This window comes from Streptomyces sp. NPDC014006, assembly GCF_043088925.1.
Lineage (GTDB): Bacteria > Actinomycetota > Actinomycetes > Streptomycetales > Streptomycetaceae > Streptomyces.
Window position 1 is genome coordinate 801,364 of the sequence record NZ_JBICAJ010000001.1, and the last position, 15,110, is coordinate 816,473.

At 74.0% G+C, this 15,110-nt stretch carries 12 protein-coding genes; 9 read left to right on the forward strand and 3 right to left on the reverse strand.

Annotated features, from left to right (window positions below):
* The first annotated feature begins 7 nt into the window (after positions 1 to 7).
* Positions 8 to 1,822, forward strand: coding sequence for a thiol reductant ABC exporter subunit CydD (gene cydD / locus ACF1GV_RS03690; protein WP_391677440.1), 1,815 nt, complete (start codon positions 8 to 10; stop codon positions 1,820 to 1,822).
* Positions 1,819 to 3,504, forward strand: a complete 1,686-nt coding sequence (gene cydC / locus ACF1GV_RS03695; protein WP_391677441.1) for a thiol reductant ABC exporter subunit CydC — start codon at positions 1,819 to 1,821, stop codon at positions 3,502 to 3,504. Before cydD ends, cydC begins: the two co-directional genes overlap by 4 nt.
* An 87-nt stretch (positions 3,505 to 3,591) precedes the next feature.
* Here the strand turns inward: cydC and ACF1GV_RS03700 are convergent, their stop codons facing one another.
* The gene (locus ACF1GV_RS03700) at positions 3,592 to 5,514 is read right to left on the reverse strand and encodes an ABC1 kinase family protein (protein ID WP_391677442.1); all 1,923 of its coding nucleotides are present in this window, start codon (positions 5,512 to 5,514) and stop codon (positions 3,592 to 3,594) included.
* 560 nt (positions 5,515 to 6,074) lie between these two features.
* Between ACF1GV_RS03700 and ACF1GV_RS03705 the strand changes: the two genes are divergently transcribed.
* The 7 genes from ACF1GV_RS03705 (at position 6,075) to ACF1GV_RS03735 (ending at position 13,060) form a co-directional block, all read left to right on the forward strand.
* Positions 6,075 to 7,598, forward strand: a complete 1,524-nt coding sequence (locus ACF1GV_RS03705) for a peptide MFS transporter (RefSeq protein WP_391677444.1) — start codon at positions 6,075 to 6,077, stop codon at positions 7,596 to 7,598.
* A gap of 178 nt (positions 7,599 to 7,776) precedes the next feature.
* Complete coding sequence (locus ACF1GV_RS03710; RefSeq protein WP_391677446.1) at positions 7,777 to 8,943, forward strand: ATP-binding protein; 1,167 nt, start codon at positions 7,777 to 7,779, stop codon at positions 8,941 to 8,943.
* On the forward strand, positions 8,940 to 9,341 hold the full coding sequence (locus ACF1GV_RS03715) for a roadblock/LC7 domain-containing protein (RefSeq protein WP_391677448.1): 402 nt from the start codon (positions 8,940 to 8,942) through the stop codon (positions 9,339 to 9,341). The genes ACF1GV_RS03710 and ACF1GV_RS03715 overlap by 4 nt, the downstream gene beginning before the upstream one ends.
* Positions 9,338 to 9,715, forward strand: coding sequence for a DUF742 domain-containing protein (locus ACF1GV_RS03720; protein ID WP_363267600.1), 378 nt, complete (start codon positions 9,338 to 9,340; stop codon positions 9,713 to 9,715). The genes ACF1GV_RS03715 and ACF1GV_RS03720 overlap by 4 nt, the downstream gene beginning before the upstream one ends.
* Positions 9,690 to 10,301: an ATP/GTP-binding protein gene (locus tag ACF1GV_RS03725; protein ID WP_391677450.1), complete on the forward strand. Its 612-nt coding sequence runs from the start codon at positions 9,690 to 9,692 to the stop codon at positions 10,299 to 10,301. The genes ACF1GV_RS03720 and ACF1GV_RS03725 overlap by 26 nt, the downstream gene beginning before the upstream one ends.
* 83 nt (positions 10,302 to 10,384) lie before the next feature.
* On the forward strand, positions 10,385 to 11,731 hold the full coding sequence (locus ACF1GV_RS03730; RefSeq protein ID WP_391677451.1) for a cytochrome P450: 1,347 nt from the start codon (positions 10,385 to 10,387) through the stop codon (positions 11,729 to 11,731).
* A gap of 222 nt (positions 11,732 to 11,953) precedes the next feature.
* Complete coding sequence (locus tag ACF1GV_RS03735) at positions 11,954 to 13,060, forward strand: tryptophan dimethylallyltransferase family protein (protein WP_391677453.1); 1,107 nt, start codon at positions 11,954 to 11,956, stop codon at positions 13,058 to 13,060.
* A gap of 48 nt (positions 13,061 to 13,108) precedes the next feature.
* On the opposite strand, the gene ACF1GV_RS03740 is transcribed toward ACF1GV_RS03735, so the two are convergent.
* Positions 13,109 to 14,407 (reverse strand): flavin-containing monooxygenase, encoded by a 1,299-nt coding sequence (locus ACF1GV_RS03740; protein ID WP_391677455.1) that lies wholly within the window; start codon positions 14,405 to 14,407, stop codon positions 13,109 to 13,111.
* A gap of 113 nt (positions 14,408 to 14,520) precedes the next feature.
* Positions 14,521 to 15,069, reverse strand: coding sequence for a DoxX family protein (locus tag ACF1GV_RS03745; protein ID WP_363267605.1), 549 nt, complete (start codon positions 15,067 to 15,069; stop codon positions 14,521 to 14,523).
* Between the last annotated feature and the right edge of the window lie 41 nt (positions 15,070 to 15,110).

Here is a 15,110-nt window from a genome sequence, read left to right on the forward strand (position 1 = left end):
ACGCGACATGACGGGCCGCAACGGGGAGCGCCGGGCCGTGCGGCGCGGCAGAAGCGCGGACGGACCCACGCAGCCGGGCGGTGCGTCGGAGCGGGCCGCCGACCGGCTGACACGGCGGCGGCTGCTGGGCCTGACCCCGCGCGCCCGCGGCGCCGGCCTGCTGGTGGCCGCCGCTGTCCTGCTCGGCGCGGCCGGCACCGTCGGGCAGGCCCTGGCGCTCGCCCGGCTGCTCGGCGAGGCGTTCACCGGCCGCACGCCCACGGGCGCCACGATGGCCTGGGCCGCGGCGGCCGTCGCGGCACGCGGCATCGCCGGCTGGGTGCAGGCCATGGCCGCGCAGCACGCCGCCGCCGCCACCAAACTCGCCCTGCGCACCGGCCTGTTGGAGGCTGCGGCCCGGCGCACCGCCTACGACGCGCAGGACCGCAGGGCCGGCGAGATCGCCACCCTGCTCACCCGCGGCCTGGACGCCCTCGACCCCTACCTCGTCGGCTATCTGCCGCAACTGCTGGTGGCCGCGGTCGTACCGCCCGCCGTCCTCGCCACGATGCTCGCCCACGACCCGCTCAGCGCTCTCGTCCTGCTGGTCACCGTGCCGCTCGTGCCCCTCTTCGGCGCCCTGGTCGGACTGCACACCCGGGACGCCACCGCCCGCCGCTGGGAGGCCCTCGCCGCCCTCGGCGGGCACTTCCTCGACGCCCTGCGCGGCCTGCCCACCCTGCGCACCTTCGGCCGGGCCGGCGCGCAGGAACGGCTCGTCGCCGACGTCGCGGACGTGCACCGCCGGGCCACCCTGCGCACCCTGCGCATCACCTTCCTGTCCACACTCGTGCTGGACACCGTGGCGACGCTCTCGCTCGCGCTGGTCGCCGTACCCGTCGGCCTGCGCCTGCTGGGCGGCTCCCTCGACCTGCCCACCGCCCTGACCGTGCTGCTGCTCGCCCCGGAGGCGTATCTGCCGCTGCGCGCGCTGGGCAGCCGCTTTCACGCCGGTACGGAGGGAGTGGCGACGGCCCGCGAGGCGCTGACGCTGCTGGACGCGCCCACCGGTGCCCCCGCGCCCGGCCCCGGCGCGGACAACGGCGTCGGCCGCCCGCAGCGCATCCGTCTCGAGAACGTCACCGTCCGCCTGCCCGGCCGCCCCGAACCGGTCCTGAGCGGCGTCACGTTCACCGTCGAACCGGGGGAGCGGATCGCGCTGACCGGCCCCAGCGGCGCCGGGAAGTCCACCCTGCTCGCCCTGCTGCTCGGCCTGGTCCGGCCCGACGAGGGGCGCGTCCTCGTCGGCGACCGCGACCTCGCCACGCTCGACCAGGACGCCTGGCGCCGGCACATCGGCTGGGTGCCGCAGCGGCCGTACCTCTTCGACCGCAGCGTCGCCGACAACATCCGGCTCGGCGCCCCGCACGCCACCGACCAGCAGGTCGAACGCGCCGCCACGGCGGCTGCGGCGGCCGGATTCATCGGCGCGCTGCCTCACGGCTACGCCACCCGGCTCGGCGTGCGCGGCACGGGCCTGTCGGCCGGCCAGCGCCAACGCCTCGCCCTGGCCCGCGCGTTCCTGCGCGACGCACCGCTGATCCTGCTGGACGAACCGACGGCGGGACTGGACGGCGACAGCGAGGAGGCCGTCCTGGCGGCGAGCGAACGCCTGATGACCGGGCGCACGGTCCTGCTCGTCGCCCACCGCGCCCGCCTCCTGCGCGCCGCCGACCGCCGCCTGGAGGTACGGCAGGGCCGGGTATGCGAGATCGAGCCGGTCCACGACACCAAGCGGCAGCCGGACGTCTGGGGCACCGTGTCGAGCGGGGTGGCACGGTGAGGGCGCTGCTGTCCGTGCTGCGGACGTCCGGCCCGGTACGGCGGCTGATGCCCGCCGCGTGCCTGGCGCTCGCCGCCGATCTGGCCGGCGTGGCCCTGATGACCCTCGCCGCCTGGCTCATCGCGCGGGCCGCGCAGCAGCCGGAGATGGGCGCGCTGTCCGTGGCCATCGTCGCGGTACGGGCCCTGGCGGTCACCCGCGGACTGTTCCGGTACGGGGAGCGGCTCGCCGGCCACGACGCGGCGCTGCGCGCGGTGGCACGGCTGCGCGGCACGGTCTTCGGCGCCCTCGCCCGCAGGCCCGCCCACGAGGACATCGCGATCCGCGACGCGGACGCGGCCTCCCGCCTGGTGGCCGACGTCGACCTGGTCCAGGACGCCCTGCTGCGGGTCGCCCTCCCGGTGCTGTCCGCGCTCGCGGTGTCCGCCGCGGCGATCGGCTGCGCCGCCCTTTCCGTCCCGGCGATCGCGCCCGCCCTGGCGCTCGGCCTGGCGGCCGGTGGCCTGCTGCTGCCCGCGCTGACGGCGGCCGCGTCGGCAAGGGCGGCACGGCGCGGTGCCGCCCTGCGCGCGGAACTCGCCGTCCGGGCGGTCGACCTGCTCGACGGCGCCGCCGATCTGCGCGTCTTCGGCGCGGCGGACCGGGAGACAGCGAGGGCCGTCGACACCGCGCGCCGGCTGCGTGCGCACGACCGGGGTGCGGCCCTGCTGTCCGCCCTCGCCGCGGCCGCGCTGACCGTGGTGCAGGGCACCACCACGGTGGCGGTCGCCGTGGTCTGCGCGCACCGGGACACGGGCGTGTGGGCGGTGGCCCTGCCGCTCATGACGCTCGCCGTCTTCGAAGTGCTCGCCCCGCTGCCCGCGGCCGCCCAGCTCCTCACCTCGCTGCCGGTCGGCGCCCGCCGGGTCCGCGCCCTGCTGCGCACGCCGCCCACGCCCGCACGGGACAGCGACACCGCGACGCCCGCCTCCGCGCACCTCACCCTGCACGATCTGCACGTACGGCACCGCCCCGACGGCCCCTGCGCCGTGCACGGCGTGGACCTGGACCTGCCGCCGGGGCGCCGGGTCGCCGTCGTCGGCGCGAGCGGTGCGGGCAAGTCGACCCTCCTCGCGGCGATCGCACGGTTCGCGCGCCCGTGCGAGGGCCGGATCGTGCTGGGCGGCGCTGACCTGGCCGACGTCGACGAGGCCGCCCTGCGGCGCACGGTCAGCGGCGCCCTGCAGGACGCGCACGTCTTCCACACCTCGGTGCGCAACAACCTGCTGCCCGCCCGCACCGACGCCACGGACGCCGACCTGTGCGACGCGCTGCGCCGGGCCGGCCTGCTGGACTGGGTGCGCTCGCTGCCCGACGGACTCGACACCCTCGTGGGCGACGGCGGCGGACGGCTCTCGGGCGGCCAGCACCGGCGGCTGCTCCTCGCCCGCGCGCTGCTGGCGGCGCCGCCGCTGCTCCTGCTCGACGAACCGACGGAGGGCCTGGACCCGGCGACCGCGGAGTCGGTCGTGCGCGATGTGCTCGCCTCCACGCGGGGCATGTCCCTGATCCTGGTCACCCATCGCACGGAGGGCCTCGCGGACATGGACGAGATCCTGGTGATGGACGCGGGCCGGATCGTCCGCCGGGGCACGCCCGGGGAGCTCCTCGCAGGCTCCCGCGACGCGACCGTCCCCGCCTGATACGACCGGCGGAGAAGGAGTCCGGGCCCGTCCCCGTGGGGGGCGGGCCCGGCCCGGCTGTTCACGTGTCGGTGTGCCGGGGCCCGGTCACGGCAACGGCTTGGCGAGGACGTACACCGTGCGGAGCACCACCGCCGCGGACAGCACCAGCAGGTGGTAGCCGATCACGCTGTACAGGCTCATCCCGGCCGTCAGTTCCGGACCGCCCCGCATGCCCAGCAACTGCACGCCGAGGACGCCGAAGAAGATGCCGAGGACCGCCAGCAGCACCCGGCCCACCAGCTCACCGATCACCCGGCGGTCGCGCGGGTCGGCGAGCAGCCGGACGTTGATGCCGAGCCGGCCCTCCTCCAGCGCCCCGCTGATCCGGTCGAGCCGCCGCGGCAGCCGGCGCAGCACCGGCAGCAGGGCGACCAGTTCCTCCCGCGCCGCGTCCCGCACCGTCTCCGGCTGCAACTGCTGCGTGAACCGGGACTCGGCGTACGTCCGGGACGCGGCGAGGATGTCGAAGCCCGCCGAGACCCGGCCGAGCGTCCCCTCCAGCGTGGCCAGCGCACGGAAGACCGCAGCGATCTCCGGCGGCACGGCCAGCCGGAAGTCGGCCACCAGCCGGAACAGGTCCGTGAACATCTGCACGTCGGGCGTCGAGCCGCGCCCGAGATGACGTCCGCTGAACCGGCCGAGGGCCCGCAGCAGCCGCTGCTCGTCCACGTCCTCCGGCCTATCCGTCACCTCCAGCAGCGCGTCCCGCAGCGCGGCGGGCTCCCCGCGGTCCACGGCGAGGAACAGCCCGATCATCGCCGCGCGCAGCCCGCCGTCCAGGCGCCCCACCGAACCGAAGTCCAGCAGCGCCGGGCTGCCGTCCGGCAGCAGCAGGATGTTCCCGGGGTGCGGATCGGCGTGGAAGACACCGTCGTACATGATCTGGTCGAGGAGCGCGGTCAGCAGGGTCCGGGCCAGTTTCGCGCCGTGCTCGGGGCTGTCGGGGCGGGCCTGGCCGAGCGGTTGGCCGTCGATGCGGCCCATCACGAGGACCCGCTCGGACGTCAGTTGCTCGTACGTGACCGGCAGCGTGACGCTGTCGTCGCGGCGCGCCTCGACGGCCCGGCGCACCGAGGCCAGGTTGCGGGCCTCGACCCGGAAGTCCAGCTCCTCGCGCAACGCCGCCGCGAAGCCGACGGCCAGCTCGCCCAGCCCGAGGGTGCGGCCCCACTCGGTGCGGTTCTCCAGGGTGCGGGCCAGCCGCTCCACGATGTCCAGGTCCCGCTCCACGGCGTCGCGGATACCGGGGCGCTGCACCTTGACGACGACCCGCGTGCCGTCGCGCAGCACCGCGGCGTGCACCTGTGCCACCGAGGCCGCGGCGAGCGGCTCGCGGTCGAACTCGGCGAACACCTCGGTCACCGGGGCGCCGAAGCTCGCCAGCAGCGTGGCCTCGACCTCCGGCCAGCGCGCGGGCGGCACCCGGTCCTGCAGCAGGCTCAGTTCGGTGACGTACGGCTCGGGCAGCAGATCGCGCCGGGTGGACATCAGCTGGCCCAGCTTCACGAACGTCGTGCCGCCCGCCTGCAGGGCCTCGCGCAGCTCGAGGGCGAGCTTGGCGTGCCGGGCCGTGCCGCCCCCGCGGGCGCGGCCGGTGAGGTAGGGGCCGAGGCCGTGCCGGCCGAGGATGGCCACGATCTCGGAGTAGCGCCGGGCCCGGGACAGGCGGGAGCGCACCGCGCGCAGCCGGCCCAGCAGCCGGACGCGGCGGGCGGGGACGGCCAGGTCGAGGACGAGCAGGCAGAGCATGGAGGCCAGCAGCCCCACGCCGAGCATCAGCGGCAGCAGTATCCAGCCGCGCCCCGGCGTCTGGAGCTGGGGGCCGACCAGCGTTCCGGACACGGAGACGCCGACCAGCGCGGCGATCACCAGGCGCAGCAGGCCGGCGTCGATGCCGAGCAGCCGTCGCCCGAGCAGGGCCGGAAGGACGATCACGGCGAAAGCGCCGAGTATTCCGATAAGCCACATATGGGCAGGGTAGTGAACCCGCCTACAAGACAAGGGAGTTGTGGTCGAGCGCGGCTTGAGCCCCACTCGAGCGCCCGGCGGGCGAGCCGGACGCGAGCGATCTCCGAGCAGACCGGGGTTTCCTTCCGGCACGAGGGGAGCGCCCTGTGACACCCCCCTCACCCGCGGCGCCCGGCACATCCCCCGACCGGGCGCCGCGACACCCTCCCGGGGTTCAGGATTGCTTCCCGCCGCCTCGAACCCGCCGCTCACCTCGGACGACCCCGGCCCCGGCGCCGACGCCCACGCCTCTGACGCCGACGCCCACGCCTCTGCCGGTCCGGGGCCCGAAGCCTCGCCCCCTGCGGCCCAGGTCCGAAGTCCGCCCCCGGGCCGGGCCGAAGACGGCCCCCGCCCGACATGACGCGCCCCGGCGGCCCAGTTCGGCCACGTGTCGCTGACCTGGAGGTCTCCTTCGACGCACGCCCCCGTTCCGATCGCGTCCGAGTGTTTCTCGACCGGGTGTCGACGGGTCGTCCCCATGCTGGCCCGCGCCGTTCGTCGTTCGCTGGGAGGAAAACATGGCCGCCCCGATCAAACCGCCCGCCGCCGACCGGCGTTCGCGGCAGGCCGGCAGCGTCCCGCACCCGGGCCCCGTGCGGCGCACCGGCCCGCTGCACCACCCCCGCTGGTTCACCACCCTCTTCCTCACCGACGTATGGGAGCGGTTCAGCTTCTACGGCATGACGGCGATCCTCGTGCTGTACGCGACGGAGGACAGCGGCTCGGGCGGTCTCGGACTGTCCACCGGTGACGCCGCTGTCCTGTACGGCGCCTACATGGCCGCCGTCTTCCTGGCCTCCGTGCCCGGCGGCTGGATCGGCGACCGCGTCCTCGGCACCCGCCGCGCCGTCCTGCACGGCGGCGTCCTGATCGCCCTCGGGCACACGGCGATGGCGGTGCCCGTCACCGGCTCCGTCTACCCCGGCCTGCTGCTCATCGCCTGCGGCACCGGCCTGCTCAAACCCAACATGGCCGGCCTGCTCAGCGCCTTCTACGACCGCGAGGACCGCGCCGGCCGGGACGCCGGCTTCGCCGTCTTCTATATGAGCGTCCAGGTCAGCGCCCTGCTCGCACCGATCGTCGTGGGTGCGCTCGGCGAGGGCGTTAACTGGCACCTCGGTTTCGGCGCCGCCGCCCTCGGCATGGGCGCCGGACTGCTCCAGTACGTCCGCGGCGCCCGCCACTTCGGCGACACCGGCCGCGCCCCGGAGCGTTCCGCCACCCCCGCCGAGCGCACCCGGGTGCTGCGCATCACGCTCGCCGCCACCGCCCCGGTCGTCCTCGGCTACGGCACCGACGCCGCTCTCGGCACCTTTCGCATGCCCCATCTCATGGCGCTGATCGGCCTGTTGTGCGTGGCCTCCCCGGTGATCTGCTTCTGGCGGCTGCTGCGCACCCCGCTGCTGACCGCCGCCGAACGCGTCCGGGTGCGCACCTACGTCTGGCTGTTCCTCGCCTCGGCCGTCTTCTGGGCGCTGTTCCTGCAGGGCGGCTCCGCCTTCTCGCTGTTCGCCAAGCACGCCACCGACCGCGAGGTGTTCGGCCGTACCGTGCCGGCCAGCTGGTTCCAGGCGGCGATCCCGCTGTTCGTCCTCACCCTCGCCCCGCTGTTCGCCTGGCTGTGGACGAGGGCGGGCGACCGCGTGCCGACCGCGGTCAAGTACGCCGCCGGCATGGCCGCCGTGGCCGCCGCCTACCTGGTGATGGCGTCCGCCGCCGCGCTGGCCGCCGGCGGCACCCGGGTGTCGCCGCTGTGGCTGCTGCTGGCCTTCGCACTGCTGGCCGCGGGCGAGGTGTCCTTCGGGCCGGTCGGCATGAGCGCCTCCACGGCCATCGCCCCGGCGACCTTCGTCAGCCAGATGGTGGCCCTGTTCTGGCTCTCCGGCGCCCTCGGCGGCGGCATCGGCGGCAACGCCCTGAAGCTCTCCGGCGACCGCGTCCCCGGCCCCGGCTACTTCCTGGCCCTGGCCTCCGCGGCCCTGGTGACGGGGACCGCCCTGCTGCTCGGACGCCGCTCCCTGACCAGGCGGCTCGGCGTCTGAGCCACCGGGAGTTCTTCTCGCGTAGACGTCGCGTCGTCCCAACGTTTCGACAGGCGACGCCTGTTGACGGTCGGTCACTTGTTCTGGCGGTGATACGATCACCGGACTTGCGGAGCGGGCGCGTCCACTCTCCTGGACGGGATCATCAGCCGGCCGTCAGTCGCCTGAAGAGAGTCTTATGACGGAATACACAGCGAACCCGGTGCTCTGGGCGCTCCTCGTCCTTCTCGTCGCCGCCGTCGCCCTCGTCGTCCGCCAGCGCAGGGCGGCCCGAGCGCTCCGGCAGGAGATCGACGGGCTCACCAGCCACTACTCCGAGCTGGAGAACCACTACGCCCAGTCGGTTCAGGCCGCCCAGGAGGAGGCCGAGGAGGCGACCAAGACCGTGCTGAAGTCCGCGATGCGGACCCTGCAGGGCCTCGCCGCCGAGCAGCAACTCGTCGTCTCGCGGCTCCAGGAGAAGTACGGTGACTCGGCCATCCTCCAGGATCTGCTGGAGATCGACCACACCAACTCGCAGTTCGGCCGCCGCGCCCAGTCCATCGCCGTGCTCTGCGACGGCTGGCTCGGCCGCCACCGCGACGTGGCCTCCGTCTACGACGTGGTGCGCAGCGCCCAGGGCCGTATCCGTCACTTCCGGCGCGTGGAGATCCTCTCCCAGGTCGACTTCGGCATCACCAGCCGGGCCGTCGAGCCGGTGGCGCTGGCCCTGGCCGAACTGCTCGACAACGCCACCAGCTACTCCAGCCCGGACACCGTCGTCGAGATCAACATCCGCACCGTGCCCAAGGGCATCTGCATCGTCGTCGACGACGCGGGTGTCGGCATGAACGACGAGGAGCGGACCCGCGCCGAGGGACTGCTGTCCAGCCGCCGCGTCAAGGGCGTGTCCGGGCTCGGCAACCCGCCGCAGTTCGGCTTCGCCGTGATCGGCGTGCTGTGCGAACGCTTCGGCTTCGAGGTGTCCGTCGACTCCTCCTCCCCCTACGGAGGGGTGCGCGCGGTCGTCCTGCTGCCCCACGAACTGCTCACCGCCATGCCCGAGCAGAAGGCGCCGGCCCACTCCATGCCCACGCACGCGATGCCCCACTCCAACGGGCCCGAGCCCGCGCTGACCGCGTCCGCCACCGCCGACGGCCTGCCCCGCAGGCGCCGCAAGCGGCCGATGGCGATCGTGCCCGGCAGCGCATCCGACGCCCGCACCTCCGGCCGCTCCGGCGCCGAGACGGCGGCGATCATGGGCGCGTTCCAGCGGGGCACGCAGTCCGGCCGGGCCGCGCGCGACGAGGCGGGCCCTACGAGCAGCACACGTGGTGCAAGCAGCGAAGGACATGAGGTCTCGTGAACGACGATCTGTCATGGATGCTCGACAGCGCCCTGGAGATTCCCGGGGCTCTGCACGCGGTCCTGATCTCGGCCGACGGTCTGTTGATGGCCCGGACGAAGGACTTCGACAAGGACGACGCCGACCGGGTCGCCGCCGCGATGAGCGGAGTGCAGTCCCTCAGCCGCTCGCTCGGTTTCTTCTGTGAGGACCCCCGGCACGCCTGGCGGCAGACCCTGGTGGAGTTCGACGGCGGCTGGGTCTTCCTGATCTCCGCCGGCGACGGCGCCTACCTGGGCGTCTCCGCCTCCCCGGACGTCGACATGCAGGACATCACCTTCCGCATGCAGCAACTCGTCGGCCAGCTCGGCAAGGTGCTCGCCGCGCCGCCGCGCGAAGACCTCGGCGTGCGCTCATGAGCGGGTACGAGGACTGGGAGCCCGAGACCGCGCCGTTAGTGCGTCCCTACGTCATCACCAAGGGACGCGGACTGCCCGACGACGAGCAGCTGTCCCTGATCACCCTCGTCACGGCGGCCCCCGAGGAGGGACAGCGGCCCACCCGGCTGTCGCCCGAGGAACAGCGGCTGCTGGACATCTGTTCCGCCGGTTACCTCTCGGTCGCCGAGATCGCGGGGCACACCCGGCTGCCGCTCGGCGTGGTGCGGATCCTCCTCGCCTCCCTGGCGGAGGGCGGCTACCTCGTCACCCGCCCGCCCGTGGCCCGCGCCCCCCTCGCCGACCGGGAGATCCTCGAGGAGGTACTGAATGGTCTCCGCGCCAAGTTCGGCTGAGCCCGCGCGGCTCGGTGCGCAGGCGTACGTGCGCGGCGGCGCCGACCAGACCGCCGTGAAGATCCTCGTCGTCGGTCACTTCGCGGTGGGCAAGACCACCTTCATCGGCTCCATCTCCGAGATCGAGCCGCTGTCCACCGAGGAGACCATGACCCGGGCGGGGGAGGGGATCGACGACCTCAAGGGCGTGACGGGCAAGACCACCACCACGGTCGCCATGGACTTCGGCCGCCTGACCATCAGCGACCGCGTCGTGCTGTACCTGTTCGGCACCCCCGGCCAGCAGCGCTTCGTGCAGATGTGGGAGGACATGGCCCGCGGCGCCCTCGGCGCGCTGGTGCTCGTCGACCCCGAACGGCTCGCGGACTCCTTCCCGGTGATCGACCTGATCGAGACGTACGGCCTCGACTACGCCATCGCCGTCAACCACTTCGGCGGCTCACCCCTGCGCGACGAGGCGGCCCTGCGCGAGGCGCTGGACCTGCTGGCGGACACCCCCGTCGTCACCTGCGACGCGCGCGACGAGAAGTCGTCGGCCGCCGCCCTGACCACCCTCGTCCGCCACCTGCTGGCGCACGCGCACTAGCGAGACATCCCCCGGCCCCGCGCACGAGCGAGACCCCCCGGCCCCCGACGCGCGCCGCCGGCACACCCCCTAGGAACTGACACATGGACGCTCACACCCCCGCCCCGGTGCCCCCGCCCGGGTGCCCGGCCCACGGCTCCGGCGCCCGGGTGCCGCTGTACGGGCCGGAGTTCGCGGCCGACCCGCAGGCGTACTACTCCTATCTGCGCCACTACGGGCCGGCCGCGCCCGTCGAGCTCGCCCCGGGCGTCGAGGCGACCCTCGTCACCGACTACACCGCTGCCCTGCAACTGCTGCAGGACTCCGGCACGTTCCGCAAGGACGCGCGCCGCTGGCGGGCCTTCCACGAGGGCAAGGTCCCCGCGGACAGCCCGGTGGTGCCCCTGCTGGCGTACCGGCCCAACTGCATGTTCGCCGACGGCGCCGAACACCTGCGGCTGCGCCAGGCGGTCACCGACTCCCTGGCCCGCGTCGACGTGCGGCGGCTGAGCCGGAGCACCGAGCAGATCTCGACGTACCTGATCGACCAGTTCGCCGCCCGCGGCTCGGTCGACCTGCTCGGCGACTACGCCAAGCAGCTGCCGCTGTTCGTCTTCAACGAGCTCTTCGGCTGCCCCGCCGACATCGGCGACCGGGTGCTCTTCGGCATCTCCGGCATGTTCGACGGCGTCAACGCCGAGAAGGCCGTCGAGGTGATGTTCGGGGCCGTCGGCGAACTGGTCGCGCTCAAGCGGAGCAGGCCGGGCGACGACGTCACCTCCTGGCTGATGCAGCATCAGGCCGCTCTGTCCGACGAGGAGATGGTGCATCATCTCGCCCTCCTGCTGGGCGCCGGCGCCGAGCCGCTGCGCAACCTGATCGGCAACACCCTGCACCGGCTGCTCACCGACGACCGGTACGCCAAGGAGGGCGGTCTGATCGACGAGGCCCTCGACGACACGCTGTGGGACAACCCGCCCATGGCCAACTACGCGCCGCACTACCCGGCCCACGACGTGGACTTCGCCGGCCACCGGCTGGAGGCGGGCGAGCTGGTTCTGGTCAGCTTCGCCGCCGCCAACTCCGGCCCGGCACTCTCCGCCACCCGGCAGTCCGGCAGCAACCGGGCCCATCTCGCCTGGAGCGCCGGCCCGCACGCGTGCCCGTCCAAGGAGCCGGCCCGGCAGATCACCGTCACGGCCGTGGAAAACCTGCTCAACCGGCTGCCCGACATCGAGCTCGCCATCCCCGAGGACAGCCTCACCTGGCGCTCCGGCCCCTTCCACCGGGCCCTGGGCGCCCTGCCGGCCCGCTTCACGCCGGTGCGCACCGCGTCCGGCGCCGTGCCGCCGGTCACCGCCGTCCCCACGGCTCCGGCCCCCTCGGCGCCGGCCGCCCGCAAGCCCGAACGCACCGGTCTGTGGAGCCAGTTCCTCAACTGGCTCAGGTGATTCACGCAACACTCAGCGCCTTCGCAGCGTCGCATGACGACTCGGCCTCACGGGTAGTGAGGAACGCGGTATTCCGAGTTACTGACGAGGCGAAGGAGGTTCCGTGGACCACATATCCACCGGCGCCGGACCCAGATCCACCCTCACCGTGTGGCACCCCCCGATACCCGCCTCCGCAGGCGGGTATCTTCATGCCCGGCCCGGCTCGCGGCGGGAGCAGCGGTGAGCGCCGCGCGGGCCGGGACGCTCGGCGGGCACACGGCCGGCCAGTTGCGGCGGCTGTGCGCGGTGGCGGGACTGGACCCGGCCGATGCGGAGGCCTACGCGGGCGTCCTCCTCACCACCTTGGGCCCGGCCGCCGAACGGCCGCTGGACCTGCCGCCGCCGTCGCGGACGTTCCTGTCCGACGACCACACTCCGGTGGAGTACTCCCTGTCGTTCACCGCCGGTGCGAACCCCACACTGCGCGTCCTGCTGGAACCGGGCTGTGGCGCAGGCAGCCTGGCGCGCGGCGGCCGCGCGGCCCTGGCCGCCGTCCGGGAGATGGCCCGGCGCTGGAACTTCTCCACCGAGCGCCTCGACGACCTCGAGGACCTGTTCCTGCCCCCGTCCCCGCACGGCCCGCTGGCCCTGTGGATCGCGCTGGAACTGCGGCCCGGGGGCGTGCCCCAGGTCAAGGTCTATCTGAACCCGGCCGCGTCCGGGCCGCAACGTGCCGCGCGGACCGTACGCGAGGCCCTGGACCGCCTCGGCCATGGGCGGGCCTTCGAGACGCTGCCCCCGGCCGACGGCTACCCCTTCCTCGCCCTGGACCTGGGCGACTGGGACGCGCCCCGGGTCAAGGTGTACCTCAAGCACCTGGACCTGTCCGCCGCCGAGGCGGCGGGACTGTCCCGGACCGATCCGGGCCCGCCCGCCCCGCAGATCGCCGCTTTCCTCCGCACGGCCGCCGGGACCGGCGCGGCGTCACGGCTCGACCGACGCCCCGGGCTGACCTGCCACTCCTTCATGGAGACGGACAGCGGACTGCCCAGCGGGTTCACCCTGCACATCCCGGTCCGGGACTACGTCCGCGACGACGCCGAGGCACTCGACCGCGCGCTCACCGTCCTCGCCGCTCAGGGCATCGACGCGGGGCCGCTGGTGCGCGCGCTGCCCGCCGTCACCGGCCGCCGCCCGGAGGACGGCGTGGGCCTGATCGCCTACCTGGCCCTCGCCCACCAGCAGGGCAAACCGCCTCGAGTGACGGCGTACGTCTCCTCGGAGGCCTACGCGGTCCGGCCTCCCGCGTTGGCACCCGAGCGGGTCGACGCACAGCCCGTGCACTGAGCCGGACCGGCGAGGCTCCCGGTGCCGCCGGGGGCCTCGCCGCACGGCTCACGCGGGTTGCAGCTCGCTCAGCTCCGCGAGATACGGCCCGAAGTCGACCTGGATCGAGGAGCCCTCGGTGTCGCCGTACCGGTCGGCGATGGCGGCCAGGTAGGTGCCGATCTCCTTGCGCATGACGTCCTCGGACGGCAGCACGACGTCCCCGGCGGCGATCTTCGCCACCCAGCGGGCCTGGGCTTCCACCAGCCGGGTGATGGCCCCCTGCGGCCGGACCAGCCCCACGAAGTACAGCCCGGGATGCCCGGGCGCGACCACCCGCCTGTACAACTCCACCGCCCCCTGCGCGTTCACCGGGCAGCCGTCGGGCAGGGCGGGGAACGACATCCGGAACCCGGTGCAGTAGACGATCGCGTCGGCCCGCTCGGCGGTGCCGTCGGCGAAGACCACCCGGTCCCCGTCCAGCGAGTCGATTCCGGGCTTCGGTACGACGGCGCCGTGCCGGATCCGGCTGAGGATCTCGTCGGAGACGGTCACGGCGGACGAGAAGATCGGGTGATCGGGCTCGGGCAGCCCGTAGTCGCCGAGTTTGCCCCGCGCCACCAGCAGCGCGTTCTCCACGAACCGGCGCGCCTCAGCGAAGGGCATCGCGGTGAACCAGGGCGCCTCGGCGATCAGGTCGACGGAGATCCCGAACAACTGCTTGGGCACGATGTGCAGTCCTCGCCGCACCGACAACACGGTGCGCTCGGCGTGCCGGGACAGATCGGCGGCGATGTCCACGGCCGAGGCGCCGAGCCCCACGACGACGACCCGCTGTCCGGCGAAGGAACGGCCGTCGTGGTAGTCCACGGAGTGCAGAATCGTTCCCGTGAAGGACCGGGCACCCTGGGGCGGCGGATCGGGCAGCGCGGGATCGGTGTTGTGCCCGGAAGCGACGACCACATGGGCGAAGACCCGGCTGCGGGGGCTCTCCCCGGCAGCCCGGGTGGTCACCCGCCATCCGCCGCCGGGCTCCGGCCGCACGGACAGCACCTCGGTGCCCAACTCGATCCGCTTCCTCAGGTCCGCCCAGTCGGCGAAGGCACGCAGATAGTCGGCGACCTGGCTGTGCCGGGGGTAGAGCGGGTAGTCGCCGGGCATCGGGAAATCGGCGTACCCGGTCAGCGACTTGGCCGTGTTCAGGTGCAGCGTGCGATACCCCGGGCCCCGCTCACCCGCCCCCGGCTGCCGCCAGATCCCCCCGACGTCCGCCGCCTTCTCCACGCACACGAAGTCGACGCCCCGGGCGTTGAGCGCGTGCGCGGCCGCCAGTCCGGACAGACCCGCACCGATCACACACACGCTCACGCGTCCCCCCACACCGTCACCACAGATCGTTTTCGCACGGCCAGTGACTGCCCATCGAACACTTGCGTCACACCGGCGCCGAGGTGGTATACGCCACTTCGACGGCAGTCGGCCTACTCGCCCTCGAACAGCGCCTCCTGCTCGCCCTCCCGCTGCCGGCGCAGCTGCTTCACGCGGGCGCCGATGACGGCGGCGGTGCCCGCGGCGGCGGTCGCGAAGGCGGCCGGCACCATCCAGCCCCGGTTCACGCTGTGCCCGAGCACCGCGTCGACGGAGAGCCGGCCGGGTCCGGTGACGGCGAGCCCGGCGGCGGTCAGGCCCAGCGAGGCGGCGTACTCGTACCCCCCGCCCTGGTTGAAGAAGCCGTTGGGCGCGTGCACAGCGGCCGCCCCGGCCATCGCGCCGGCCGCGGCCGCCCCGGCGGCCGGCGTGGCGAGCCCCAGCGCCAGCAGCACCCCGCCGCCGCTCTCGGCCAGCCCGGCCGCCATCGCGCTGGCCTTGCCGGGCCGGTAGCCGACGGACTCCATGAACTGCCCGGTGCCCTCCAGCCCGTGCCCGCCGAACCAGCCGAACAACTTCTGTGCCCCGTGCGCGGCCAGCACCCCGCCGGTCCCCAGTCGAAGCAGCAACAGCCCCAGATCACGTCGATCGAACGTCGTCACGGTCACTCCCTGAGCCCACGAGAAACGGCCCCCTCCCACGG